A 25,759-nucleotide genomic window follows, 5' to 3' on the forward strand; every position below is an offset into this window, starting at 1 on the left:
GGGTGAAAGAGCGTCATGATCGGGCAAAAATCTCATTTAGCGAACATCGAGATGTGGAAGAGGTGGAGAGAAGAACACGATACTGTAGCCAAGCAAACGCTGATCGAAACCTATTTGCCGCTTGTGGACTACGTATCCGGCCGACTTTCCATTGGACTTCCCAAAAACGTATCCAGGGACGACCTCATCAGTTACGGGGTGATGGGGTTAATCGACGCTATCGAGAAATTTGACTACGAACGCGGACTGCAGTTCGAAACGTACGCCTCATGGCGCATTCGCGGAGCGATGATCGACGGACTCCGGCAAGGGGACTGGGTTCCTCGTTCCGTACGCGAGAAGGCGAAGAAAATCGAGGAAGCTTACCAGAAGCTGGAGCAGCAATACCTGCGTTCCGTCACGGATGCGGAGATGAGCGCTTATTTGCAGGTAAGCGAAGGCGATTTTCAACAGATGGTTCAAGATATTGCGGTCACCACGGTATGTTCGATCGACGATCCTATCCGCGAAGAAGAAGCGGAGACCCGTCTTTCGTTATTGATTGACGAAAAGGCAAAAAATCCGGAATCGAAAGTAAAAGAAGTGTACTTGAAAGATACGCTCGCGCAAGCGATTGAACGGCTTACTGAAAAAGAACGCACCGTCGTCTCGTTGTTTTATTACGAAGAACTTTCACTTAGCGAGATTGCTGAAGTTATGAGTTTATCCCCTTCCAGAATTTCACAGCTGCATTCCAAGGCGATTTTGCGCTTAAGGGGTTCGTTAAGCCGGCATAAGTCGCATCTATTTCAAGACTAAGCTACGAAAGCGGGGTTATGAATATGGGCGACCTGGCGATGCCGTTAAGTTATTATTTGGACCTTACCTTATCCGATGATAAACTGACCGCCTACCTGCAGTTTATGAACTGCGACGATAAATTTGCCGTAACTAAAGAACAGCTGGACGAACTGATCAAATCGCATCATATCGTGCACGGTATCGACGAGGACAAGCTCCTTGCGATCGTGAGAGATCCGAAATCGTTTTTCTTTACGAAAACCGCGATTGCAACCGGTCAACCCCCGGCACATGGACAGGACGGTCAAATACGTTTATTGTTCGATTTGGACGGTCAATCCAAGCGTCCGCTGGAAATGGAAGACGGCAAAGTTGACTATAAAGAAGTGACGGCCATCAACAATGTCCGTAAAGGACAGTTGATCGCAGAACGCATACCGGCAGGTAAAGGAACGGATGGACGTGCGGTCACCGGGGAAACCATATTCGCCAAGGACGGGAAGGAAGCTCGCTTCAAGCCCGGGAAAAATGTCGTCTCCGATCCGGATCAGCTTGCCCTTTACGCCGCTATCGATGGGATGGTGACGAAGACGGACCGCGAAAAAATCAACGTCTTCCCGATATTTGAAGTGAACGGCGACGTAGACTATAATATCGGCAATATTGATTTTGTCGGGTCGGTCGTTATTCGCGGCAGCGTGCTTCCGGGATTCCGGATCAAGGCCGCGGGCGATATACGGATTACCGGTAATGTCGACGGCGCGGATCTCGAAGCGGGGGGCTCGATCGAGATCACCGTCGGTATCCTGGGGCACAATAAAGCGATCATTCGCGCAGGCAAACGGGTCAAATGCTCGTTCATTCAGGATGCGACGGTCGAAGCCGGGGAAGAAGTGCTCGTGGGACAAAGCATCATGCATTGTCAAATTCGCGCCGGTAAACTGGTCGCCTGCAAGGGAACCAAAGGATTGATCGTCGGAGGAATGATTCAAGCGGGCGAATGCGTCATTGGGCGAACGATCGGAAACTCGATGTCGACGGCAACCGTCATCGAGGTAGGCGTGCTGCCGGAGCTGCGCAACGAGCTGCAGCAGCTGCGTACGAATCTAAAGACGTTGATCGAGAATTTCGACAAGACGGAGAAAGCGCTCGTGCTGCTCGACCAATTGGCTGCGGCCGGACAACTCGGACCGGATAAAGTGGCGATGCGGATCAAGCTGAACCATACGAAGAAGCAGGTTATGGAAGAGATCTCTTCATTGAAGGAACGTGCACTGGAGATTGAGAAGTCGCTTGAAGATTCGGAGCGGGCGAAGGTCGAGGTCATCTCGAGCGTGTACAGCGGTACGAAAATCGTCCTCGGTCGTTACACGAAATTCATCAAGGACACTTCCCAGCGCGTAAAGTTTCAATTGGTGGACGGCGATATTGCGATGCTTCCGATTCAATAACGCAAGGCAACAGCCTGTTACGGGAGGGGAAGTTCAATGAGTTTGAAGGCGGTCGAATTGCAGTTTGCATTGCACAAGAACGAAGAGGTCGGAGTCAAACAGCAGCAGCTGACCCAGAAACCGTTATCCGACCAAGCTTCACTTTCGGAAGCGGCGGCCAAGCAAGTGGTTGAGGAACGCCATAAGAGCACGAAAACCGAGGAATCTGCCCGCGCATCCGTCAAGGATAACGGCGAACGTTATTCGAAGCGGGGGACATCCGGAACCCCGAAGCGAACGGCCGAAGCCAAAGAACCGGAGAAAGCGCCGATCTCCCGCCATGATCATCCGTTTAAAGGGCATCATATCGATTTATCGCTTTGACATTAAGCTGTGAAAAAGGTGAACGCGTTGAACCAACCTTGGGTATATATCGTCTTGTTCGGCTTGGTGATCATCGTCTACGCCAAGCTTTTGCCGAAAAAAGCCGAGCATAGCGCGGAAATTCCGACCACGATGAAAGATGTGGAAAGCGCGATGGATCACTTTGCCGTCGAGCTGGAAGAGCAGAATAAAACGATCATTCAGCTCTTTACGGAAACCAAAAAAGATTACGAGGTTCATGCCGCCAAGCTTGCTTCCCGTGTCGAAACGCTTGAGAAGCATAATCAGCAGCTCCAATCCGAGCTTCACCGGGTCGGTTTTGTCGCCGAACAAATTCAGAAGCACCAGGCTCCGTCTGCGCCCGTGATTCAGGCAGAGCCTGCCCCGGCGTCTGCGCCCGGCTCCTTGTCAACGAGTGCGGATCCTGCCCGTTCCGAATCGCCGCTTCAAGCTGTCCCTGTTGCGGATCAGGAGCCGGCGGCAACGCGCGAGCAGCCGAACGAACCTGTTGCATTAATGAATATCAAGCAGCGGTACGCCGAATTGTTCGAGTTGTACGAGCTCGGCAAGTCGATGGACTTCATCGCCAAGAAGCTCGGGATGAATAAAGGCGAGATCAGCTTGATCCTGCTGCTTGCGAAACAGGAGGAGCGCCCCTGATGTCCAACAAAAAATCGCTCTTGTACGGACTGGGCTCGGGGATGATCGCCGGTTCCGTGCTGCTCCAGCTGATGAGTTTCTCTCCCGCCGCAAACCAGGGGCTATCCAAAGAAGACTTACAGCAGCCGGCAGCGGAAACGATGACCCGGGAACAAATCAAAGAAAAGGCCTCCGTATATTTCAATGTGTATGAGAAGGATGTTAAAGTATATTTGCAGCCGCAGGTTGACGCCTTAGTCCAGCAGCGCGTGAACGAAGAGCTGGAGAAAGAGAGGGCCAAACCGGTAGAACCTGTCCGAGAAGTTTATATCAACGTAACCAGCGGCCTTGTGCTTTGGCAAGTTTCGGACTTGCTGTATCAGAGCGGGGTCATTGCCGATAAGAAGACGTTTGAGGAAGAAATGAGAAAACGTCGGCTTGCCGGCAGCATAAATACTGGCGTACACGTATTTAAAGGTCCGCAAACGCTCGAACAGGTCATTACCGGCTTGACCGAGAAGTAACCGAACAGACTCCGGGGTTCCGGGGTCTGATTTTGTTTGATTATGGCGAAAAGGGGCGCTAGTTGCAACCTCATGTTACTTATGGTATAGTAATTCTCGGTGTAAAAATCCACACGCCGATGAATTCCGGTGAGCGTGCTTCCGCGTTGCAGCGGGCTGCGACAAAGTTTGCAGCGGCTGACAATAATCTGGGAGTTTCACCGAGAAGATGATATCGCGCGGAGGTACCAAAACAACTAATTTTGAGGAGGTGCGTGAGGATGGCAGTAATCTCCATGAAACAGCTGCTTGAAGCTGGGGTACACTTCGGTCATCAAACCCGTCGTTGGAACCCGAAAATGGATCGTTACATCTTCACCGAAAGAAACGGCATTTATATTATCGACCTGCAAAAAACGGTCAAAAAAGTTGAGGAAGCGTACAACTTCGTCAAATCCGTAGCCGAAGAGAACGGTACAATCTTGTTCGTCGGCACGAAAAAACAAGCGCAAGATTCCGTGAAAGAAGAAGCGGAACGCAGCGGCATGTTCTACATCAACCAACGTTGGTTGGGCGGAACGCTCACGAACTTCTCCACCATCCAACAACGGATTAACCGTCTGCATGAGTTGGAGAAATGGGAAAACGACGGTACGTTCGAAGTTCTTCCCAAGAAAGAAGTTATTATTCTTCGCAAAGAAAAAGATCGTCTGGAGAAATTCCTGGGCGGTATCAAACATATGAAGGGTCTGCCGAGCGCATTGTTCGTCATCGATCCTCGTAAAGAGCGCATTGCTGTTGCCGAAGCTCGTAAGCTCGGTATCCCGATCGTCGGTATCGTTGACACGAACTGCGATCCGGACGAAATCGACTACGTCATTCCAGGTAACGACGATGCGATCCGCGCCGTGAAATTGCTGACAGCCAAAATGGCCGACGCTGTGATCGAAGCGCATCAAGGCGAGCAAACGACAGCTTAAGCAGGCGAATACAAAAAAGGGTGGTTTAAAGGTGCAAAATCCTTTCACCGCCCTTTTTTTAAGGTACATATCCCTAAACCTAAGGAGGCCCTACCATGGCAGTAAGTGCAGCAGCAGTTAAAGAATTGCGTGAGAAAACAGGAGCGGGCATGCTCGATTGCAAGAAAGCGCTGGAAGAAGCAAACGGTGATTTGACGAAAGCTTCCGAAATTTTGCGTGAAAAAGGATTGGCCGCGGCAGCCAAAAAATCCGATCGTATTGCGACGGAAGGTATGATTGAGTCCTACATCCACGCTGGCGGTAAAATTGGCGTATTGGTTGAAGTCAACAGCGAAACCGACTTCGTTGCCAAGAACGATACGTTCAAAACTTTCGTTCGCGACGTAGCTCTTCATATTGCTGCTTCGAACCCGAAATACCTTCGCCGTGACGAAGTTCCTCAAGATGCGCTCGATAAAGAACGTGAAATCTTGACGAACCAAGCCTTGAACGAAGGCAAACCGGAGAAAATCGTGGAGAAAATCGTAGAAGGCCGTCTTGCTAAATTCTACGAAGAATACTGCTTGCTGGAGCAGCCGTTCATTAAAGATCCGGACAAAACGGTTGAAGAAGTGTTGAAAGAGAAAATCGCTACGATCGGCGAAAACTTGTCGATCCGCCGCTTTGTTCGTTACGAGCTCGGCGAAGGCTTGGAGAAGAAACAAGAAAACTTCGCAGAAGAAGTCATGAGCCAAGTGAAACTGTAAGACCTATACGGAATTCCAAAGGCGGGAACACGATGTGTTCCCTCTTTTGTAAATAGAGAAGGAAATGCGTAAGTGATGAAACGGAGGTATGCAGCTTGGAACGTCCGATATTTAAAAGAGTCGTACTGAAATTAAGCGGAGAAGCTTTAGCCGGACAGCAAGGATACGGAATCGAAGCCGACATCATCGCTTCCATTGCACAACAGGTGAAAGAAGTGGTCGATCTTCAAGTCGAAGTCGCCATCGTCGTTGGCGGCGGCAACATTTGGAGAGGTATCGCAGGCAGCGCCAAGGGCATCGATCGGGCCACAGCCGACTACATGGGTATGCTTGCAACCGTCATGAATTCGCTGGCGCTTCAAGACGCGCTCGAAACGATCGGCGTACCTACCCGCGTGCAATCTTCGATTACGATGCAGCAGGTAGCGGAGCCGTATATCCGCCGAAGAGCGATGCGCCATCTGGAAAAGGGCCGAGTCGTCATTTTCGCTGCAGGTACGGGCAATCCGTTCTTCTCCACAGACACGACGGCGGCGCTAAGAGCGGCGGAAATCGAAGCGGAAGTCATCCTGATGGCCAAGAACAAAGTCGACGGCGTATACTCCGCCGATCCGTTCAAGGATGCGACCGCGCAAAAGTTCGAAACGCTGACTTATCTCGAGGTGTTGAACAAAAACCTCGGCGTCATGGACTCCACCGCATCTTCCTTGTGTATGGACAACAATATCCCGCTGATCGTATTCTCCATTACGGAGAGCGGCAACATCAAGCGCGTCGTGCTTGGGGAGAAGATCGGCACGATTGTAAAAGGGAGTGTATAAAACATGCCTCAATCCATTAAGAAAAACGCTGAAGACCGGATGGAAAAAGCTATCGGTTCTTTGAAGAAAGAGCTTCTGACCTTGCGGGCAGGCCGCGCGACGCCAGCGCTTCTGGACCGCGTGCAGGTGGAATATTACGGGGCGATGACGCCGGTGAACCAATTGGCGAACATCAATACACCGGATTCCCGCACCTTGATGATTCAACCTTGGGATAAAAGCTCGGTATCCGCGATCGAAAAAGCGATCATGAAATCCGACCTTGGCTTGACGCCTTCCAACGACGGCAGCAGCATTCGCATCATCATTCCGGCGCTAACGGAAGAACGCCGCGCGGAATTGGTGAAAATGACGCGCAAGTTCGGGGAAGAAGCGAAAGTTGCGATCCGCAACGTCCGCCGCGATGCGAACGACGAGATCAAGAAGCTTGAGAAGTCGGCCGGCCTCTCGGAAGATGAGTCCCGCCGCCATCAAGAAGATATTCAAAAGTTTACGGATAAATTTATCGGTGAAGTCGATAAAGTGCTGCAGGCGAAAGAGAAAGAAATTATGGAAGTGTAACGGGTAAAGACCCCCTTAATTGAGGGGTTTTTAGTCTTTTAGTCTTTCCTGACGGGGGATTGGCAATGAAACCATTCAGAAAGTGGTTCGGAGGAAAGTCGGAGGGGGAAGAGGCTGCAAGCGCGCTCGATTCCGATAATATACCGAATCATGTCGCCGTCATCATGGACGGCAACGGCCGATGGGCGCAGAAACGCGGGCTGCCGCGGGTTGCGGGTCACCATTCGGGGATGAAAAACGTGAAAAAAATAACGATGGCGGCGAATCATATCGGGGTGAAAGTGCTGACGATGTATGCTTTTTCCACAGAAAATTGGAAGAGGCCGAAGGAAGAAGTTGAGTACTTGATGAAATTGCCGCTGGAGTTTTTTCCTAAAGAAATCGAAGAACTGATTGCGAACAACGTCCGAATACGTATGACCGGCTGGCCTGAAGGGTTGCCTGACTATACGTTGAAAACCGTTCAGGACGCGATCGACAAAACGAAACACAATACGGGCCTTATCTTGAATTTTGCTTTAAATTACGGGAGTCGCAAAGAGATGCTTTCCGGTATTCAGAGGCTTGCTCAAGACGCAAAAGACGGGAAAGTGAACCCGGCAGAAATCAATGAGCATCTGTTCTCGCGATATTTGCTGACCGATCCGTTGCCGGACCCCGATTTGCTTATCCGGACGAGCGGGGAGCTGCGGATCAGCAACTTCATGCTGTGGCAGCTGGCGTATTCGGAGCTGTGGTTTACGGATTTGTGCTGGCCGGAGTTCACCGAGCCGCACTTTTATGAAGCGATACAAGAATATCAGCGGCGAGCCCGGAGATACGGCGGATTGTAGCGGCAATTGGAGGAATCGACTTGAAGCAGCGGATCGTTACTGGATTAGTGGCGGGGCTCGGATTTTTCATCATGTTGTACTTGGGCGGCTACTGGTTTGCCGGACTCATTGTTGCGCTCGCGCTGATCGGGTATGACGAATTTTTGAGAATGAACGGCTTGAATCGAAACCGGGTGATCCAGGTCATCGGTTACATCGGAGTCGTCGTGTTGACGCTGCCGTGGCAGTTTGGCTTCATGTCGTCGGCGCAGGGCATATGGTTGTTCCTGTTTCTGTTCTTGGCCGCCACCGTGTTCACGAAGAACAAAACGACGATCGATCACGTAGCGACGGCTTTCCTCGGCATGGCATACGTCGGACTCGGCTTTCATTATATGATCGAAACCCGCACCATTCCGGATCACGGGCTGTTTTTGACGCTGCTCGTATTTTTGTGCATCTGGACAACGGATTCGGGCGCTTACTTCACCGGTTCGATGATCGGGAAGACGCCGCTCTGGCCTACGATCAGTCCGAAGAAGTCGGTCGAGGGCGCCATAGGCGGAACGGTATTATCCGTCATCGTGGCGATCGGTTTCGCCTGGTGCCGGCCGGATCTGCTCGGGTACGCGCAGGCTGTATGGATCGGCCTCGTTATCGCAGTCGTCGGGCAGGTTGGCGATTTGGTGCAGTCGGCTTACAAGCGGGTGAAGGGAATTAAAGATTCCGGCATGATTTTGCCGGGTCACGGCGGGGTGCTCGATCGGACGGACAGCTGGCTGATCGTCTTCCCGTTTCTGCATGTGGTTTCCTTAATTCCGCATGTTTAATTATGAGTGCTGGGGGTAGGCCGCAGTGAAAAAGATCAGCATTCTCGGATCGACGGGCTCCATCGGCACGCAGACGCTGGATGTCATCTCGCATGATCCGGAAGCTTACGAAGTCGAAGGCTTGGCCGGCGGTTATAATATCGGCTTGCTCGGGGAGCAGGTCAGGCGCTTTCGCCCGAAGAAGGTAGCGGTGGCGACGCGTGATTTGGCCGAGAGGCTGAGAATCGATGTGCCGGCGGGAACCGAAGTGTTCTATGGCGAAGAAGGGCTGCTCGAAGTCGCTGCGGGGACGGACGCCGAGCTGCTCGTGACGGCGCTTGTCGGCAGTCAGGGCTTAAAGCCGACGCTGGCGGCCATCGAAGCGGGCAAGCACATTGGCCTGGCCAACAAAGAAACGTTAGTAAGCGCAGGGCACTTGGTAACGGCGCTGGCGGAACGGAAGCAGGTTTCGCTGTTGCCGATCGACAGCGAGCATTCCGCAATTTTCCAGTGCTTGAACGGCGAGAATAAAGATCATATACATAACATTACGCTGACCGCGTCAGGCGGATCGTTTCGCGATCGTACACGCGAAGAACTGGCCTCGGTTTCCGTGGAGGATGCGCTTAAACATCCGAATTGGTCGATGGGCGCGAAGATTACGATCGACTCCGCAACCATGGTGAACAAAGGGCTCGAGGTGATCGAAGCGCATTGGTTGTTCGGGTTATCCTACGACCAAATCGAGGTGGTGATCCATCCGGAAAGTATCGTTCATTCGTTCGTCGAGTTCGTCGACTGTAGCATTATTGCACAGATGGGCTTGCCTGATATGCGGGTGCCGATCCAATACGCTTTAACGTATCCGAATCGGATGGTAACGCCTTCGAAGCGTCTGAGGCTGGCCGACATCGGCAAGCTGCATTTTCGGGAAATGGACTTTGCCCGATACCCTTGCTTGGCGATGGCATTTGAGAGCGGCCGAAAGGGCGGCACGATGCCGACGGTATATAATGCGGCGAATGAGGTCGCGGTCGAACGTTTCTTGAAGGGGGACATCTCCTTCCTCGCCATCGAGCGCATTATCGCCGAGGTGATGGCGAAGCATGAGGCGATAGACGGGCCTGACCTGGATACGATTGTCGCGAGCGACGCTTGGGCGCGGTCGGCGGCGGCGCAAATCCGCCGAAGCTGAAGTCCTTGCCCGGGACGGTTGGCAAGCATGTTTGTTCGCGTCCGGTAATATGTTCATATCAAGGGCTCGGCTTGTGTTCCGTTTGTCATTAATGTTAATCTAAGGACATGGAATAGCGCCCTTCCCATGCTAGCAGATGTGAACATTGATGTATTTAAGGAGGCCGTGAACTAGGTGGACGTACTTCAAATCATCGTGCTGAATGTGCTCTTGTTTTTCGTACTCGTGACGGTGCACGAGTGGGGGCATTTTTATTTCGCCAAGCGGGCGGGGATCTTGACGCGCGAGTTCGCGATCGGCTTCGGTCCGAAGGTGCTTTCGTTCGTTCGCGGTGAAACCCGGTATACGCTGAGGCTTCTGCCCATCGGCGGGTTCGTGCGGATGGCCGGCGAAGATCCCGAAATCGTACAGATCAATCCGGGACAACGGATAGCCGTTGCCTTGGAGAATGAAACGGTTACGCATATTTATTTGAACGATTTCGACAGCCGCCGCGGCGCTTTGGAAGGTGTCGTGGAAGATATCGATTTGGAGCGTCAGCTGTTTATCCGCATGGATGTCGACGGCGCGGTACAGCGCTTTGCCGTTCACCCTCGCGCGCTTATCGTCAGCAAGGAGAAGGAGACGCAGATCGCGCCATGGGAACGCCAGTTTGGCAGCAAGACGGTGGGACAGCGGGCGATGGCCATATTCGCGGGTCCGTTAATGAACTTCATTCTCGCGTTCATCTTGTTCGTCACGGTTGTTTTCGTGGCCGGTATGCCTTTGCCTGATCGGGTGCGCATCTCCGACACCAAGCCCGGTTCGGCCGCGGAGCGCGCCGGCTTGATGGGCGGGGACGTTATCGTTGAAGTGAACGGCGAGAAGATCGGCGGCGACAGCAAAAAGCTGACGACGCTGATTCAAAATTCGCCGAACAAGACGATGACCTGGGTGGTTGAGCGCAACAAGCAGCTCGTTACCAAAGAAGTGAAGCCGGAACTGGATGAGAAAGACCGCGTGATTCGTGTCGGCGTCTCGCTCGGCCCGGATACCCGGCCGGCTACGATCGGGGAAGGAATCAGCAACGGGTGGCGCAGCATGGTTTCCGCTACGACGCTCATCTTGGACGGCTTCGGCAAGCTGGCGACCCTGCAGGTGAAGATGGACGATCTCGGCGGTCCGATCCGGATTGTCGAGTTCACAAGCGAGCAGGCAAGCGCCGGACCGGCCCAGTACATCAACTGGATGGCTGTGATGAGCTTGTACCTGGGCTTGTTCAATTTACTGCCGATTCCGGCGCTGGACGGCAGCCGCCTTGTTTTCCTCGGGTTAGAAGCGGTGCGCGGCAAACCGGTCGATCCGAGCCGGGAGAGCATGGTGCATTTCGTCGGCTTTGCCATGCTGATGCTGCTGATGATCGCCGTCACATACAACGATATATTAAGGCTGATTAAAGGATAAATGAATCGCCGTCTGTAGGGGGAGCATTCGAACCATGTCGAAGGATAAACAGGATAAACAATTCGTCAAAGAAATTACGCCGCAAAGTGAAGATTTCTCGCGCTGGTACATCGATACGATCAAGAAAGCGGACCTGATGAGCTACTCACCGGTTCGCGGTTGTATCGTGTTCAAGCCCGACGGCTATGAAATCTGGGAAAACATTCAGCGCGAACTGGACCGTCGTTTCAAAGAAACGGGTCACCGCAACGCCTATTTCCCGCTATTCATTCCCGAAAGCTTCTTTCAGAAGGAGAAGGAACACGTCGAGGGCTTCAATCCGGAGCTTCCATGGGTAACCGAAGCCGGCGGCGAGAAGCTGGAAGAACGTTTGGCGATCCGCCCGACTTCAGAAACGATGATCGGTCATATGTACTCGGAGTGGATCAACTCGTACCGCGATTTGCCGCTGCTTATCAACCAGTGGGCCAACGTGGTACGTTGGGAGAAGAAAACACAGCCGTTCCTGCGCACCAGCGAATTTCTTTGGCAGGAAGGCCATACGGCGCACGAGGACGAAGCCGATGCCCGGAGAGAAACGATGCAAATGCTGGAAATTTACCGCGATTTCGTGGAAAATTTCTTGGCGATGCCGGTTATCATGGGCCAAAAAACGCCTTCGGAGAAGTTTGCCGGCGCCGTCGATACATTCTCTATAGAAGCGATGATGAAAGACGGGAAGGCCGTGCAGGCGGGGACGTCGCATTACCTCGGCACGAATTTCGCCGTCGCCTTCGATATTAAATACTTGGATCGGGACAATCAGCATACGTTCTGCCATACAACTTCGTGGGGCGTCAGCACCCGTTTGATCGGGGCGCTGATTATGGTGCACGGCGACGACCGGGGACTCGCGCTGCCGCCGAAAGTCGCGCCGACGCAAGTTGTCATGATCCCGATCGGGCCTCCGAAGACGCGCGACCAAGTGATCGCTTGCGTAGACGGTCTGTACGATCAATTGAAGCAAGCCGGCGTGCGTGTGAAGGTGGACGACCGTCAGGATCAAAGCCCGGGCTGGAAGTTCAACGAATACGAGATGCGCGGCGTCCCGGTTCGCGTCGAGCTTGGCCCGCGCGATATGGAGAACGGACAAGTCGTGCTCGTCTCCCGCATCACCGGGGAGAAGCGCGTCGTCGCGCAAAGCCAATTTGTAGAAGAAGTGCAAAAACTGTTGACGGAAACGCAGCAGGAAATGTATGATCGAGCCAAGAAGTTCCGCGATGAGAACATGACCGCAGCCGATACGTTGGACGAGCTGAAGGCGTTCCTGCAGCAGAAGCGCGGTTTTACGCTGTCCGGCTGGTGCGGTTCCGACGCTTGCGAGGCGACCGTGAAGGAAGAGACGGGCGCTACAAGCCGGAACATTCCATTTGAACCGGCTGTACGGAAGACCAAATGTCTCGTGTGCGGGGAAGATGCGAAGCATACAGTCGTATTCGGTCGAGCTTATTAAGAAGCGGTTAACCAGGAAAGCATGAATTAAGATAGGGGTACATAAGGGCAAAACGGGATGGAGTTCAATTCCTTTTGCCCTTTGATTGTTTATGGGGGAGGAGCATCATGAGCAGTAGCAGTACGGCTTTAAAACGGGATCGGTTTGAGATGCTGATGCAGCAGGCGAACGTTCCGGCGGATGTCGTGCAGACGTTTTTCGCGGACGGGTACATCGACAAGGTGGAAACGAGCCGTAAAAACCGCGAATGGACGTTCTATATCGTCAAGACGCAGGTCGTGCCCGGAGACATTTATCGTTCGTTTTGTAAAATGATCCGTGACAAATTCGCGCATATCGCGACGATCCGTTTCGTTCTGCAATACACTTCTGACGTGAACCCGGAAAGCGTGGCCCACGAATACTGGAGCATGTTTCTCGAGTGGGTGCAACGGGAAGCGGCGTCCATCAACGGCTGGATGACCAAAGCCAAGATCGAGGTTCACGGCAAGGTGCTGACGTTGCATTTGCTGGATAGCTTCGGTTTGGAACTCGCGAAGAAGAAAAATATTAACGACTGGATCCGCCAATATTTTAACGGTTTTTTTGGCGTCGATTATCAAGTGAAATACGCTTTGAGCGACTCTCGCGAAGAAGAGCTTGAGAAATTTACGAAGCAGCGGGAGATCGAAGAGAAAGAAGTTACAAGCGTCATTATGACCGCCGTGGAAGCGGAAGAGGCGGCGCAAGCGGCTGTGCCTGATGGCGAAGTCAAGCTGATGGTCGGCTACGATATTAAAGAACCGGCCGTACCGATTCAAGATGTGAAGGACGAGGAGAAGAAAGTAACGGTGCAAGGTACCGTGTTCGGTCTGGATATGAAGGAATTGCGGAACGGAAGCACGTTGTTTACGTTCAATATTACCGATTTCTCAGACTCGATCATGGTGAAATCGTTCGCGAAAACGAAGGAAGACGTGAAGATTTACAGCCTGATCAAAAACGGTACTTGGCTGAAGCTTCGCGGCCGTGTCGAGTATGACCGATTTATGCAAATTCCGGAGCTTGTGATGATCCCGTCCGACGTTAATGAAATCGTAGCTCCCCCTGACCGGAAGGACGACGCGGCAGAGAAGCGGGTCGAATTTCATCTACATACGGCGATGAGCACGATGGACGGCATTACGCCCGTGGATCAATATATCAAAATGGCCGCCAAATGGGGCCATAAAGCGATTGCCGTGACCGATCACGGCGGTGTGCAAAGCTTCCCGGAGGCTTACAAAGCCTCGAAGAAGAATGGTATTAAAGTTATCTACGGCGTTGAAGCCAATATCATTGACGACTCCGTGAAAGTGGCGATGAACGCCACCGATATCGCGTTAGCCGATGCCGAGTATGTCATTTTCGACGTTGAGACAACGGGGCTTTCCGTTACGAACAACAAGATTATCGAGCTTGCCGGCGTCAAGATGAAGGAAGGCAAGGAGATCGGCCGGTTTGCCACGTTCATCGACCCGCACGAGCGGATTCCGTATAATATCCAGCAATTGACGAATATTACCGACGATATGGTGCGCGGAGCGCCGGACATTGCCGAGATGCTGCCGAAGTTTTTGGAATTCGTCGGCGATGCCGTTCTCGTTGCACATAACGCGCGGTTCGATATGGGCTTCCTGAATACGAACTGCAAGCGTCTCGGACTGCCGGAAGTGAACAATCCGGTGATCGATACGCTGGAACTGGCCCGTTTGTTGTACCCGACGATGAAAAATCACCGGTTGAACACGCTGTCCGACAAGTTTAAGGTCAGCCTCGATAACCATCACCGCGCCATCGACGACTCCATTGCGCTCGGATTCGTGCTGTTTCACATGCTGAAGGAGGCGGCGGAGCGCGGGTATACGCAGCTCGACCGGCTGAACGACCAGGTCGGCAAAAACTTGACGACGCAGCGCCCGTTCCACTGCTGCATTTACGCGCAGAACATGATCGGGAAGAAAAAACTGTTCACGCTCGTTTCGCTCTCGCATACCGAATATTTCCACCGGGTCCCCTGCATTCCGAAGAGCAAGCTGCAGGAAATGCGCGAAGGGTTGATCATCGCTTCCGGCTGCGAGAAGGGCGAGCTGTTCGAGACGGTGCTGAACAAGTCCATGGAAGAAGCGGAAGCGGTCGCCGAGTTTTATGACGTGCTCGAGATTCAACCGACGAACGTGAACATGCACCTGGTCGAGAAGGGGCTGGTCGGCAGTCCTTCACTGCTGGAGGACGCAGCCAGACGCATCCTGCAAATCGGGCGCAAGCTCGGCAAGCCGGTCATCGCGACGGGCAACGTTCACTACCTGCACCCGCGCGAGAAAATAAACCGCGATATTACGATTCACGGCATTACCGGCTTCAGCCCGCTCAAGGACATTCGCAAGCCTGACGTTCATTTCCGTACGACGAAAGAAATGCTCGCCGAATTCGAGTTCCTCGGAAAGGAGGACGCCTTCGAAGTCGTCGTTCACAACACGGCGGAGCTTGCAGACCGTTTCGAAGAGCTGGAGCTGTTTCCGACGAAGCTGTTTACACCGATCATCGAGGGCGCGGATGACGAAATTCGTAATAAATGTTACGAGACCGCGCGCAGCATCTACGGCGAGCCGATACCGGAAGTGGTGACGGCGCGTCTGGAGAAGGAGCTAGTCCCGATTATTAAATACGGCTTCTCGGCAAACTATCTGATTTCCGAGCGGCTTGTGAAGAAATCGAACGAGGACGGTTATCTCGTCGGCTCGCGGGGCTCGGTCGGTTCGTCCGTCGTCGCTACGTTCCTGGGGATTTCCGAGGTTAACCCGCTGCCGCCGCACTATATTTGCCTGTCGTGCAAGCATAGCGAATGGATTCTTGACGGCTCGATTCCTTCCGGGTTCGACCTGCCGGATAAAGCCTGCCCGAACTGCGGCGAGAAGCTGAAGGGCGAAGGGCAGGACATTCCGTTCGAAACGTTCCTTGGCTTTAAAGGGGACAAGGTTCCCGATATCGACTTGAACTTCTCCGGAGAATACCAGCCGCACGCCCACAACTACACGAAGGTGCTGTTCGGCGAGAAGAACGTGTTCCGGGCCGGTACGATCGGTACGGTCGCGGAGAAGACGGCTTTCGGATTCGTGAAGAAGTATGAAGAGGATCAAGGCAAAAAGTGGCGCGGCGCCGAACTGAGCCGTCTGGCTTTAGGATGTACCGGCGTCAAGCGAAGCACCGGCCAGCATCCGGGCGGTATCGTCGTCGTGCCGGACTACATCGACGTCAATGACATTACCCCCGTGCAGTACCCGGCGGACGATACGAGCGCCGACTGGAAGACAACGCACTTCGACTATCATGCCTTCGACGCGAACTTGCTGAAGCTCGATATTCTCGGGCACGATGACCCGACGATGATGCGGATGCTGCAGGACTTGACGGGCGTCGATCCGACGACGATTCCGATGAACGATCCGAAGGTCATGAGCATGTTCAACTCGGTCGAAGCCCTGGGCGTGACGCCTGAGAAAATCCGCACGCCTGTCGCCACCTACGGGGTGCCCGAGATGGGGACGAAGTTCGTGCGCCAGATGCTGGAAGAAGCAAAGCCGTCCAGCTTTGCCGATCTGCTGCAAATTTCCGGACTGTCGCACGGTACGGGCGTGTGGCTCGGCAATGCGCAGGAGCTGATCAAGAAAGGCATCTGTACGATCAAAACCGTTATCGGCTGCCGCGACGACATCATGCTGTACTTGATTTATAAAGCGGGGATGGACGCGGGACTGGCCTTCAAAATTACGGAAAGCGTACGGAAAGGGAAGGGCTTGACCGAAGAGTGGAAGGAAGAGATGAAGAAGCATAACGTGCCGGCCTGGTATATCGATTCTTGCGAGAAGATCGAATACATGTTCCCGAAGGCGCATGCCTCGGCATACGTGATCTCGGCTGTACGTACCGCCTACTTCAAGCTGTACCATCCGATCGCCTATTACGCGACGTACTTCTCGGTCCGTGCCACGGACTTTGAACTGGACCTGCTCTGCCAAGGCTATGACGCGATTCTGCGCAGGCTGATTGAAATTGAGGAAAAAGGGTTCCAGGCGCTGCCGAAGGAGAAGAACATGATCTCGATTCTCGAGATGGCGCTCGAGATGACGGCGCGCGGCTTCTCCTTCAAGCCGGTCGATCTGTACAAATCGGACGCCACGAAATTTCTCATTGAGGGCGATTCGCTCATTCCTCCGTTCTCCGCGATTGCCGGTATCGGGGAGAACGCGGCGAAGAACATTGCCGCCGCCAGGGAAGCGGGTCCATACTTATCGATCGAAGATTTTCAAAGTCGCAGCAAAGCGTCGAAGACGATCATTGAGCTGCTCGGCAGCATGAACTGCTTCCGCGGCTTGCCCGAAACGAATCAGCTTTCGCTGTTCTAAGGAAGACGGACGGCGCGGGAGCCGGAAGGCGCCCATGTTGCATAAACAATCGCACTTATGGTATAATCTGCTATGGTGGTAACAATGTAATATCTCGAAACCGGAGAGTGGGGCAACCCACTCTTTACATTTTGTATTAGGGTTTTCGGCGACTCGTCTCATATAGATAGGAGGAATAGACGTTTGAGCAATCAGATCAAATCGACGGTGGAAGCTTTGGTTCGTCCGTACCTGGACGAGAACCGGTTTGAGCTTGTCGACATTGAATATGTGAAAGAAGGCGGCAATTGGTTCTTGCGAGTGTATGTTGATAAAGAAGGCGGGATCGATATTGACGATTGCGGCCGTATTAGCGAATACCTTAGCGGCAAGCTGGATGAAACCGACCCGATCCCGGACGCTTACTTCTTGGAGGTGTCTTCGCCGGGCGCAGAGCGTCCTTTGAAGAAGCCGCAAGATTATGAACGTGCTGTCGGTCAGCATGTGTTCATTACGACCTATGAGCCTATCGATGGACTGAAGGAATTCGAGGGCACGCTGCGATCGTTCGACGAGAAGACGGTCGAAGTTGAAATCGGCAAGAAGAAGCACAGCCTGCCGTTTGATAAAGTGGCAAGCGCCAGACTGGCTATTTTATTTTAATTGCCGCCGCGCGCGGTTTCGCATTTTATGAGAGGGGGAACTCCATTCAAATGAACATGGATTTTATCGAAGCTTTAAATGAAATTGAACGGGAGAAAGGGATCGCTAAGGACTTGCTGATCGATGCGATCGAAGCGGCCTTGATCTCGGCCTACAAACGCAACTTTAACACGGCTCAGAACGTGCGCGTCGATATTAACCGGCACACCGGTTTGATCAAAGTGTATGCACGCAAAACTGTCGTAGACGAAGTGCTCGATCCGCGTCTTGAAATTACGCTTTTTGCCGCAAGAGAAATGAATCAGAATTACCAGCTTAACGATATCGTCGAGATCGAAGTGACGCCTCGCGATTTCGGACGCATCGCTGCGCAAACAGCGAAGCAAGTCGTGACGCAGCGTATTCGGGAAGCTGAACGCGGGCTTATCTACAACGCTTACGTCGATAAAGAAGAAGATATCGTCAACGGTATCGTGCAGCGCCAGGACCAGCGAAACCTGTACATCGATCTCGGCAAGATCGAAGCGGTCATGCCGCTTACGGAGCTGATGCCGACCGATAAGTTTAAACAAGGCGACCGGGTCAAGGCGTATATTACGAAGGTAGAGAATACGACCAAAGGACCGCAAATCGTCCTGTCCCGCACACATCCCGGCTTGCTGAAACGACTGTTCGAGCTCGAGGTGCCTGAAATTTTCCAAGGCGTCGTTGAGATTCGGTCCGTCGCCCGCGAAGCCGGCTTTCGTTCGAAAATCGCCGTTTACTCCCGCAACGCGGAGGTCGATCCGGTCGGCTCCTGCGTAGGACCGAAGGGGATGCGCGTGCAAACGATCGTCGGCGAGCTGAAGGGCGAGAAAATTGATATCGTCCGCTGGGTCGACAGCGTGGAAGAATATGTGGCGAACGCACTCAGCCCGTCCAAGGTTATCGAGGTGCAGGTGTTCGAAACGGAGAAAATGGCCCGTGTCATCGTGCCGGACTACCAGCTATCGCTGGCGATCGGCATCAAGGGCCAGAACGCGCGTCTTGCTGCCAAGCTGACCGGCTGGAAAATCGACATCAAGAGCGAGACACAAGCCGAACAGGAGTATGGACGTCCGAAGACCTACACGGAAGAGATGCATCAGGATTCGGTCAGCATCGATTAAGCGGTCGTATCGACCTGTTAGCCATACGGGGGGGAGCAACGGATGAAGCCTAGAAAAACACCGCTGCGCAAATGCGTAGCCTGCCAGCAAATGATGCCCAAGCGGGAGTTGATCCGCGTCGTCAAAACCCCAACCGATGAGCTGCTCATCGATCTGACGGGCAAGAAAGCCGGACGCGGCGCCTACCTATGCGGCAAGTCTTCTTGCTTTAAGCTGGCGAAGAAATCGCGGGCCCTCGATCGGGCGCTGAAGGCGCAGGTCAGCCCTGAAATTTACGACGCACTGGAGCAAGATTTTATAAAGGTCGAAGACGAGTTTATTGCTGGAAAGCATGCGGCGGGTGATGATGACGATGAATGATCGTTTTTTTAATAATTTAGGGCTTGCGATGCGCGCAGGAAAACTGGTGACCGGGGAAGATATGGTTATTGAATCGGTTCGGCACGGGGATGCTAAGCTTGTTATCGTCTCCGAGGACGCTTCTGCCAATACCCTGAAGAAGCTCAGCGATAAATGTAGTCATTATCAGGTTCCTATTCATCAATACGGCAGCCGGGATCAGCTGGGAGCCAGTATCGGGAAAGAAGCGCGAGTCGTCATTGCCGTAACCGATGCGGGATTTGCGCGATTGTTATTGAAGCAGTAAAATCGCTCGGAGGTGGACTGTATTGACAAAACAAGATAACAATAAGGATAAACTAAGAGTATACGAATACGCGAAATCATTGAACATGAGCAGTAAAGAGATTATCACGATTTTGAAACGACTGGGCCTTCCGGTCAACAATCATATGAGCGTAATGGAGAACGATGCGGTGAATAGTGTAGAGAAATTTTTCAAAGATATTAAAGCAAATGCGGCGGCCAAACGCAGTGATTCCGGTTCGAGCCAAGGCTCGAACAAACCGGCCGCGAATACGAATCGTCCAGAGTCGAAACAGCAGACCGTAGCCGTCCAGCCGAAACCGGACCAGCGTCCGGCTTCCGCGCAAGTGCAGACGGCATCGCCTAGACCGAGCGGCAGCCAGCAAGAGGAAAGACCGCAGGGCGGTCAAAGCGGCGAGCCTCGCCAAAGCGCTCAAGGTCAAGGCGGCGGCGGATATCGCCAAGGCGGCCAAGGTCAAGGCCAAGGCGGCGGGCAAAACCGTCAGGGCGGCCAAGGTCAGGGCGGTGGATACCGCCAAGGCGGCCAAGGCCAAGGTCAAGGCGGCGGGCAAAACCGTCAAGGCGGCCAAGGCCAAGGTCAAGGCAGCGGGTACCGTCAAGGCGGCCAAGGCCAAGGTCAAGGTCAAGGCGGCGGGTATCGTCCAGGCGGTCAAGGCCAGGGTCAAGGCGGCGGGTACCGTCCAGGCGGCCAAGGCCAAGGTCAAGGCGGCGGGTATCGTCCAGGCGGTCAAGGCCAGGGCCAAGGCAGCGGGCAAAACCGTCCAGGCGGTCAAGGCGGCGGCCAAAGCTCGTTCGGCGGTGGTCAAGGTAACCGTACAGGCGGCCCAAGCCGTCCGCAGGGAACTCAAGGCGGTTCGACTCCAGGCAGCGGCCAAGGTCAACGCAGCCGTCCCGGCGACTCGCGTCCGAACGATCGCGACCGTCGCGATTCCGGTCGTCCTACGACTATTCCTCCGAAACCGGTGGGAGCGGTTGTAGATATCGACGGTGACGATGCAGGGGCTAAAGCGAAAAAGGCCAGACCGCCGCAAAGGCAGTTCGATAACCGAGGCGGCAATCGCGGCCCGGGCAACCGCGGCAACGGCAGAAACCAGGGCAGGGGCGGTCGTTTCCAACAAGAGCCGCCGAAGCCGAAGATCGACAACACGCCGAAGAAAATTATCGTGCGCGGTACGATGACGGTCGGCGAGTTGGCTAAATCGCTGCATAAAGACGCTTCCGAGGTCATCAAGAAGCTGTTGTTCCTCGGCGTGATGGCGACCATCAACCAGGAGCTTGATTTGGACGCGATTCAACTGCTTGCTTCCGATTACGGCGTTGAGGTCGAACTGAAAATTCCGGTGGAGGAAGACAAGTTCGAGAATTTCGAAGAGAAGGACGACGACGAAGATTTGCAGGAGCGTCCTCCGGTCGTCACCATCATGGGTCACGTCGACCACGGGAAGACGACGCTGCTCGATGCGATTCGCAAAACGAATGTGACGGAAGGCGAAGCCGGCGGTATTACGCAGCATATCGGGGCGTACCAAGTTGAAACGAACGGTAAAAAAATTACGTTCCTCGATACCCCGGGTCACGAAGCGTTCACTTCGATGCGCGCCCGCGGCGCCCAGGTGACCGATATCACGATCATCGTAGTCGCAGCGGACGACGGCGTTATGCCGCAAACGATTGAGGCGATCGCCCATGCCAAAGCGGCCAAAGTGCCGATTATCGTGGCGGTTAACAAAATCGATAAGCCGGATGCGAATCCGGATCATATCAAACAAGAGCTTACGGCCTACGAGCTCGTTCCGGAAGAGTGGGGCGGCGATACGATTTTCTGCAACATTTCGGCCAAGCAGCGGATCGGGCTTGAGAATTTGCTCGATATGATTTTGCTCGTATCCGAAGTTCAAGAATTTAAAGCGAATCCGAACAAGCGCGCAAGAGGTACGGTGATCGAGGCCGAGCTGGATAAAGGTAAAGGGCCGGTCGCTCGCGTCCTCATTCAGCACGGTACCCTTAAAGTCGGCGACAGCTTTGTAGCCGGCGTACACTTCGGCCGCGTTCGGGCTATGGTTAACGATAAAGGCAAGAAGTTGAAAGAAGCGGGTCCATCCACCCCGGTCGAAATTACCGGGATGACCGAAGTGCCGCAAGCCGGCGATCCGTTCCTCGTGTTCGAGGATGAGCGCAAAGCAAGGGCAATCGCCGAGAAGCGTGCGATTACGCTTCGTCAGTCGGAGATGGGTGCGAATTCCCGCGTAACGCTGGACGATCTGTACAAACAGATCAAAGAAGGCGAAGTCAAGGATCTCAACGTCATCATCAAAGCGGACGTGCAAGGTTCCGCGGAAGCGTTGAAAGGCTCCCTCGAGAAGATCGACGTGGAAGGCGCTCGCGTGAAAATCCTGCTTAGCGGCGTAGGCGCCGTCACCGAGTCCGACGTTATTCTGGCCTCGGCCTCCAACGCGATCATCATCGGCTTCAACGTCCGTCCGGAGCCGCAAGCGAAAAACACGGCCGATCAAGAGAAGGTCGACATTCGACTCCACAGCATCATCTACAAAGTGATGGAAGAGATCGAATCGGCGATGAAAGGACTGCTCGACCCGACCTATAAAGAAGTGGTCATCGGTCAAGCGGAGGTTCGCAATATTTTCAAAGTGTCCAAAGTCGGAACGATTGCCGGCTGCATGGTCACCTCCGGTAAAATTAACCGAAACGCCGAATTGCGCGTCATTCGCGGCGGTATCGTAGTATTTACAGGGAAAGTCGACTCGCTCAAGCGGTTCAAGGACGACGTCAAAGAAGTCGCTCAAGGCTACGAGTGCGGTATATCTGTAGAGAAATTCAACGATATTAAAGAAGGGGACACGATTGAAGCCTTCGTCATGGAGACTGTAGAGAGGTAAGAGGTGAGGACGCTATGGCAAAAATTCGCGTGGGCCGAGTTGGCGAGCAAATTAAAAAAGAAATCAGCCAAATCATCCAATCTGAACTGAAAGATCCGCGAATCGGTTTCATTACGGTAACCGGCGTTGACGTTACGAACGACTTTTCACAGGCCAAAGTTTACTTAAGTGTCTTGGGCAGTGACGAGCAGAAGCAAGAGACGTTGAAGGCGCTTGGGCGCAGCAGCGGTTTCATCCGTGCCGAGCTCGGCAAACGGATCCGGATGCGTAAAATTCCGGAGCTTTTGTTCAAATTCGACGCGTCGATCGACTACGGCTCCAAAATCGAATCGCTCCTTCATCAGATTAATGAAGGGAACGCGAATCTATGAGCAGCGGATCGGACTATGCCGTACAGCTTCAAGCGGCTGCCGATTTCATCCGGGGGAACGACGATTTTCTGGTGGTGTCTCACATGCAGCCTGATGGGGACGCCGCCGGGTCGACGTTCGGCGTCGCCTGGATGCTGCACGCTATGAACAAGCGCTTTACCTTGATCAACGAAGGACGGATGCCGGAGAAATTTAAGTTTATGGCCGGCTCTCTCCCCATTATCGATTACGAGAAGGACCGCCCGAACCGTATGTTCGGGAAGGTCATCTCCGTCGATTGCGCGGACTTCGGACGAATCGGCAAAGTGAAAGACTGCTTCGAGCCGGACGCCCTCCTGCTGAACATCGATCATCACGCGACCAACGATCTGTTCGGAACGGTGAACGTGGTGAAAGCGGATGCGGCGGCAACGGTTGAAGTGCTGTACGATTTAGCTGTTGAACTGGGTCTGCCCTTTAGTGCGGAATGGAACGTCTGCATTTATTCCGGACTGCTAACCGATACCGGGGGGTTCCGCTATTCGAATACGTCGCCGAAGGTGCTGCAGATTGCAGCTGATTTATTAAATCGCGGCGTTCAGGGGCACGATTTGGCGGAAAGACTGCTCGAAACGATGACCTTCGGACAAATTTCATTGCTGAAGAAAACGTTGAACACTCTTTCGTTCTCTCACGATAACCGGATCGCTTGGCTGTCGGTTTCGCTCGATGATTTACGTTCGTCGGAAGCGGCCAGCGAGGATATGGACGGGCTGGTCAATTATGCCCGTAACGTCGAGGGCGTCGAAGTCGGCATGATGTTCAAGGAGAAGCAGCCGGGGGTTGTGAAGGTCAGCCTGCGATCGGGCGGACAGGCGAACGTCGCAGAGCTCGCGCAGCGGTTCGGAGGCGGAGGTCATGTGCGCGCGGCAGGGTGCACGATCCACGGTACCTTGGAGGAAGCGATCGAACGCGTCGTACAGGAAGTAGGGATGGCGCTCTCATGACGTTGGAAGGCATTTTACCGATTTGGAAGCCGAAGGGCTACACCTCGCACGATGTTGTGGCGAAAGTGCGCCGTATTTTAAAAATAAAACGAATCGGACATACCGGCACGCTCGATCCGCAAGTGACCGGCGTGCTTCCCCTATGTATCGGACGTGCTACGCGTGTCGTGGAGTATATCCAGGATTTGCCCAAGGAATACGAAGCTAACGTCTGGCTGGGCCTGGCTACCGATACCGAAGACTTGACCGGCACGACCATCGAGCGGATGGAAGGCGTCTCCGAGCGACTGACCCCCGAACAGGCGGTCGAAGCTATCAACCGGTTCGTCGGCGATATCGAGCAAGTGCCGCCGATGTATTCCGCGGTTAAAGTCGAGGGGAAACGCCTTTACGAGCTGGCTCGTCAAGGCGTCGAGGTTGAACGGAAGTCGAGAGTCGTTACGATTTATCGGATCGATGTGCTGGAGACCGACTGGAGCGGCGAGTATCCGGCCGTACGTTTTCGCGTACTTTGCTCCAAAGGCACCTACATCCGCACGTTGTGCGCCGATATCGGCAAGGCGCTCGGGGTTCCGGCGGTCATGGCCGAACTGGTGCGTACGTCGACCGGCAATTTAACGCCGGAACGGTGCTTAACGCTCGAGCAGGTGCAGCAGCTGGCCGAGGAAGGCGTCTTGGCCTCGCACCTTGTCTCTATGGAAGAAGCGCTGCGCCATCTGCCGCAGGTGCGTCTTCATGCGGACCAAGTGGCGAAAGCGCTGCTCGGTCAGAAGCTTCGCTTGGACGAAGATCAGCGTGTCGGGCTTGAACGATTACAGCCGGATGAAACCGGACAAATCGCCGCTTATTCCGATGGGGAACCGGAGCTTTTGGTCGGCGTGTACGAATGGAATGCAGAATCAGGCCTGCTGCGGCCGGTCAAAATTTTTTCGTAATTTTCGTAATGGGATTGTAGGTGAACGTAACGATGATGCATACGGTATCGCTTTCGTTTCCGCTGGAAGGGCCAGAGCGGTCTGGCCGTCGTCCGCAGGTGCTGGCGATCGGTGATTTTGACGGTGTGCACCTGGGGCACCAAGAAGTGATACGCCTTGCGGTGGAGCGAGGCCGGGAACTTGACAGCGGCGCAGCGATTATGACGTTTCATCCTCATCCGAGGGAGCTGCTGGGGATGAAGCATTACGTGCAGCTGCTTACTCCGCTGGCATTGAAGCACGAAGTGTTAAGCGGGCTTGGCGTGGACATGACGTATGTGGTCGAGTTTAACGAATCGTTCATGCGCGTCAGTCCTGAGGACTTCGTCGAGCATATGCTCGTGCCGCTTGGTTTGGACACCGTGTTTGTCGGTTTCGACTTTACGTTCGGTTATAAAGGGGCAGGTACGCCCGATACGCTGTGCGAGCTGGCGAAGGGCCGTTTCGCCGTCGAAATCGTGCGCCCGTTTCACCTGCACGGAGACAAGGTCAGCAGTACGAGAATTCGCAGCTGTCTGCAGGCCGGAGACGTGCGCGAAGCGGCGGAGCTGCTTGGACGAGCCTACGAGCTTCAGGGCGATGTCGTGCACGGCGACGCACGCGGCCGCACGATCGGTTATCCGACGGCCAATATCGCCTTATCCGACCCTTATGTGCTGCCCGCCAACGGTGTTTACGCCGTCGAAGTGTTCGCACGAGGGCGCTGGCACGGCGCGGTGATGAATGTCGGCGTGAAGCCGACGTTCACGGACGGCTTGCTTCAACCGACCTTGGAGGCGCATTTGTTTGACTTTAGCGAGACGATTTATGGAGAACGCGTGAAAGTGCGGCTGGTCGACTATATTCGGGCCGAGCGTAAATTCGCGTCGATTCAGGAGTTGATCGCACAGATCGGTCAGGACGCCGATCGTGCCAAACAGACGCTGATGGAAAAGAAATAACAGCTGCAAGCGGATTTTATTTTACTTTTATCTATCCGATATGCTATACTATGAAACGTTGTCGAATCGGGATTCGATAGAATCTATCGGATTTCGCCTTGCACATACATCCGTA

The 25,759-nt window shown here is 53.8% G+C and carries 24 protein-coding genes; all 24 read left to right on the forward strand.

Annotation, left to right across the window (positions count from 1 at the left end; all coding sequences use genetic code 11):
* Positions 1–15: 15 nt before the first annotated feature.
* The 24 genes from JMF85_RS15290 (at position 16) to JMF85_RS15405 (ending at position 25,644) form a co-directional block, all read left to right on the forward strand.
* Complete coding sequence (locus JMF85_RS15290) at positions 16–798, forward strand: FliA/WhiG family RNA polymerase sigma factor (protein WP_155614347.1); 783 nt, start codon at positions 16–18, stop codon at positions 796–798.
* Positions 799–821: 23 nt separating this feature from the next.
* Entirely contained in the window at positions 822–2,231 is a 1,410-nt protein-coding gene (locus JMF85_RS15295) for a flagellar assembly protein A (RefSeq protein ID WP_127604718.1), read from the forward strand.
* Positions 2,232–2,267: 36 nt separating this feature from the next.
* Positions 2,268–2,594, forward strand: coding sequence for a hypothetical protein (locus JMF85_RS15300; protein WP_201318461.1), 327 nt, complete (start codon positions 2,268–2,270; stop codon positions 2,592–2,594).
* 27 nt (positions 2,595–2,621) lie between these two features.
* Complete coding sequence (locus tag JMF85_RS15305; RefSeq protein WP_201318462.1) at positions 2,622–3,254, forward strand: hypothetical protein; 633 nt, start codon at positions 2,622–2,624, stop codon at positions 3,252–3,254.
* Positions 3,254–3,757 (forward strand): hypothetical protein, encoded by a 504-nt coding sequence (locus JMF85_RS15310; protein ID WP_201318463.1) that lies wholly within the window; start codon positions 3,254–3,256, stop codon positions 3,755–3,757. Before JMF85_RS15305 ends, JMF85_RS15310 begins: the two co-directional genes overlap by 1 nt.
* 260 nt (positions 3,758–4,017) lie before the next feature.
* Positions 4,018–4,716: a 30S ribosomal protein S2 gene (gene rpsB / locus JMF85_RS15315; protein ID WP_127604513.1), complete on the forward strand. Its 699-nt coding sequence runs from the start codon at positions 4,018–4,020 to the stop codon at positions 4,714–4,716.
* Between the two features lie 95 nt (positions 4,717–4,811).
* A complete protein-coding gene (tsf, locus tag JMF85_RS15320) occupies positions 4,812–5,462 on the forward strand; it encodes a translation elongation factor Ts (RefSeq protein WP_127604511.1) in 651 nt (216 codons plus the stop codon).
* Positions 5,463–5,557: 95 nt separating this feature from the next.
* A complete protein-coding gene (gene pyrH / locus JMF85_RS15325; protein ID WP_054797002.1) occupies positions 5,558–6,283 on the forward strand; it encodes a UMP kinase in 726 nt (241 codons plus the stop codon).
* Positions 6,284–6,286: 3 nt separating this feature from the next.
* On the forward strand, positions 6,287–6,844 hold the full coding sequence (gene frr / locus JMF85_RS15330) for a ribosome recycling factor (protein ID WP_127604509.1): 558 nt from the start codon (positions 6,287–6,289) through the stop codon (positions 6,842–6,844).
* A 65-nt stretch (positions 6,845–6,909) separates the two neighbouring features.
* Positions 6,910–7,677: an undecaprenyl pyrophosphate synthase gene (locus tag JMF85_RS15335; RefSeq protein WP_127604507.1), complete on the forward strand. Its 768-nt coding sequence runs from the start codon at positions 6,910–6,912 to the stop codon at positions 7,675–7,677.
* 20 nt (positions 7,678–7,697) lie between these two features.
* Positions 7,698–8,486, forward strand: coding sequence for a phosphatidate cytidylyltransferase (locus JMF85_RS15340; protein ID WP_201318464.1), 789 nt, complete (start codon positions 7,698–7,700; stop codon positions 8,484–8,486).
* A gap of 25 nt (positions 8,487–8,511) precedes the next feature.
* Positions 8,512–9,660 (forward strand): 1-deoxy-D-xylulose-5-phosphate reductoisomerase, encoded by a 1,149-nt coding sequence (locus tag JMF85_RS15345; protein WP_054797004.1) that lies wholly within the window; start codon positions 8,512–8,514, stop codon positions 9,658–9,660.
* A 174-nt stretch (positions 9,661–9,834) separates the two neighbouring features.
* Complete coding sequence (rseP, locus tag JMF85_RS15350; protein WP_201318465.1) at positions 9,835–11,103, forward strand: RIP metalloprotease RseP; 1,269 nt, start codon at positions 9,835–9,837, stop codon at positions 11,101–11,103.
* A gap of 34 nt (positions 11,104–11,137) precedes the next feature.
* Positions 11,138–12,595: a proline--tRNA ligase gene (proS, locus tag JMF85_RS15355; RefSeq protein ID WP_141333901.1), complete on the forward strand. Its 1,458-nt coding sequence runs from the start codon at positions 11,138–11,140 to the stop codon at positions 12,593–12,595.
* 107 nt (positions 12,596–12,702) lie between these two features.
* A complete protein-coding gene (locus JMF85_RS15360; RefSeq protein WP_201318466.1) occupies positions 12,703–17,019 on the forward strand; it encodes a PolC-type DNA polymerase III in 4,317 nt (1,438 codons plus the stop codon).
* Positions 17,020–17,202: 183 nt separating this feature from the next.
* On the forward strand, positions 17,203–17,661 hold the full coding sequence (gene rimP, locus JMF85_RS15365; protein WP_054797007.1) for a ribosome maturation factor RimP: 459 nt from the start codon (positions 17,203–17,205) through the stop codon (positions 17,659–17,661).
* A gap of 50 nt (positions 17,662–17,711) precedes the next feature.
* A complete protein-coding gene (gene nusA / locus JMF85_RS15370; RefSeq protein ID WP_054799598.1) occupies positions 17,712–18,809 on the forward strand; it encodes a transcription termination factor NusA in 1,098 nt (365 codons plus the stop codon).
* Between the two features lie 42 nt (positions 18,810–18,851).
* Complete coding sequence (gene rnpM, locus JMF85_RS15375) at positions 18,852–19,169, forward strand: RNase P modulator RnpM (RefSeq protein WP_054797008.1); 318 nt, start codon at positions 18,852–18,854, stop codon at positions 19,167–19,169.
* The gene (locus JMF85_RS15380) at positions 19,156–19,455 is read left to right on the forward strand and encodes a YlxQ family RNA-binding protein (RefSeq protein ID WP_127604716.1); all 300 of its coding nucleotides are present in this window, start codon (positions 19,156–19,158) and stop codon (positions 19,453–19,455) included. The genes rnpM and JMF85_RS15380 overlap by 14 nt, the downstream gene beginning before the upstream one ends.
* Before the next feature lie 22 nt (positions 19,456–19,477).
* Positions 19,478–22,372 (forward strand): translation initiation factor IF-2, encoded by a 2,895-nt coding sequence (gene infB, locus JMF85_RS15385; RefSeq protein ID WP_201318467.1) that lies wholly within the window; start codon positions 19,478–19,480, stop codon positions 22,370–22,372.
* 14 nt (positions 22,373–22,386) lie between these two features.
* The gene (rbfA, locus tag JMF85_RS15390; protein WP_127604497.1) at positions 22,387–22,743 is read left to right on the forward strand and encodes a 30S ribosome-binding factor RbfA; all 357 of its coding nucleotides are present in this window, start codon (positions 22,387–22,389) and stop codon (positions 22,741–22,743) included.
* A complete protein-coding gene (locus JMF85_RS15395) occupies positions 22,740–23,729 on the forward strand; it encodes a DHH family phosphoesterase (protein WP_054795793.1) in 990 nt (329 codons plus the stop codon). Before rbfA ends, JMF85_RS15395 begins: the two co-directional genes overlap by 4 nt.
* Positions 23,726–24,664, forward strand: a complete 939-nt coding sequence (gene truB / locus JMF85_RS15400; RefSeq protein ID WP_127604493.1) for a tRNA pseudouridine(55) synthase TruB — start codon at positions 23,726–23,728, stop codon at positions 24,662–24,664. Before JMF85_RS15395 ends, truB begins: the two co-directional genes overlap by 4 nt.
* Before the next feature lie 35 nt (positions 24,665–24,699).
* Positions 24,700–25,644 (forward strand): bifunctional riboflavin kinase/FAD synthetase, encoded by a 945-nt coding sequence (locus tag JMF85_RS15405; RefSeq protein ID WP_174817548.1) that lies wholly within the window; start codon positions 24,700–24,702, stop codon positions 25,642–25,644.
* The last annotated feature ends 115 nt before the right edge of the window (positions 25,645–25,759 follow it).

This window comes from Paenibacillus sp. EPM92 (assembly GCF_016586185.1).
Taxonomy (GTDB): domain Bacteria; phylum Bacillota; class Bacilli; order Paenibacillales; family NBRC-103111; genus Paenibacillus_G; species Paenibacillus_G validus.

Excerpts from the sequence above, each read along its gene's own strand:
- JMF85_RS15290 (WP_155614347.1), top strand. The coding sequence starts at position 16 with ATGATCGGGCAAAAATCTCATTTAGCGAACATCGAGATGTGGAAGAGG.
- JMF85_RS15295 (WP_127604718.1), top strand. The coding sequence starts at position 822 with ATGGGCGACCTGGCGATGCCGTTAAGTTATTATTTGGACCTTACCTTA.
- JMF85_RS15300 (WP_201318461.1), top strand. The coding sequence starts at position 2,268 with ATGAGTTTGAAGGCGGTCGAATTGCAGTTTGCATTGCACAAGAACGAA.
- JMF85_RS15310 (WP_201318463.1), top strand. The coding sequence starts at position 3,254 with ATGTCCAACAAAAAATCGCTCTTGTACGGACTGGGCTCGGGGATGATC.
- rpsB (WP_127604513.1), top strand. The coding sequence starts at position 4,018 with ATGGCAGTAATCTCCATGAAACAGCTGCTTGAAGCTGGGGTACACTTC.
- tsf (WP_127604511.1), top strand. The coding sequence starts at position 4,812 with ATGGCAGTAAGTGCAGCAGCAGTTAAAGAATTGCGTGAGAAAACAGGA.
- frr (WP_127604509.1), top strand. The coding sequence starts at position 6,287 with ATGCCTCAATCCATTAAGAAAAACGCTGAAGACCGGATGGAAAAAGCT.
- JMF85_RS15335 (WP_127604507.1), top strand. The coding sequence starts at position 6,910 with ATGAAACCATTCAGAAAGTGGTTCGGAGGAAAGTCGGAGGGGGAAGAG.
- proS (WP_141333901.1), top strand. The coding sequence starts at position 11,138 with ATGTCGAAGGATAAACAGGATAAACAATTCGTCAAAGAAATTACGCCG.
- JMF85_RS15360 (WP_201318466.1), top strand. The coding sequence starts at position 12,703 with ATGAGCAGTAGCAGTACGGCTTTAAAACGGGATCGGTTTGAGATGCTG.
- nusA (WP_054799598.1), top strand. The coding sequence starts at position 17,712 with ATGAACATGGATTTTATCGAAGCTTTAAATGAAATTGAACGGGAGAAA.
- rnpM (WP_054797008.1), top strand. The coding sequence starts at position 18,852 with ATGAAGCCTAGAAAAACACCGCTGCGCAAATGCGTAGCCTGCCAGCAA.
- JMF85_RS15380 (WP_127604716.1), top strand. The coding sequence starts at position 19,156 with ATGACGATGAATGATCGTTTTTTTAATAATTTAGGGCTTGCGATGCGC.
- rbfA (WP_127604497.1), top strand. The coding sequence starts at position 22,387 with ATGGCAAAAATTCGCGTGGGCCGAGTTGGCGAGCAAATTAAAAAAGAA.
- JMF85_RS15395 (WP_054795793.1), top strand. The coding sequence starts at position 22,740 with ATGAGCAGCGGATCGGACTATGCCGTACAGCTTCAAGCGGCTGCCGAT.
- truB (WP_127604493.1), top strand. The coding sequence starts at position 23,726 with ATGACGTTGGAAGGCATTTTACCGATTTGGAAGCCGAAGGGCTACACC.
- JMF85_RS15405 (WP_174817548.1), top strand. The coding sequence starts at position 24,700 with ATGCATACGGTATCGCTTTCGTTTCCGCTGGAAGGGCCAGAGCGGTCT.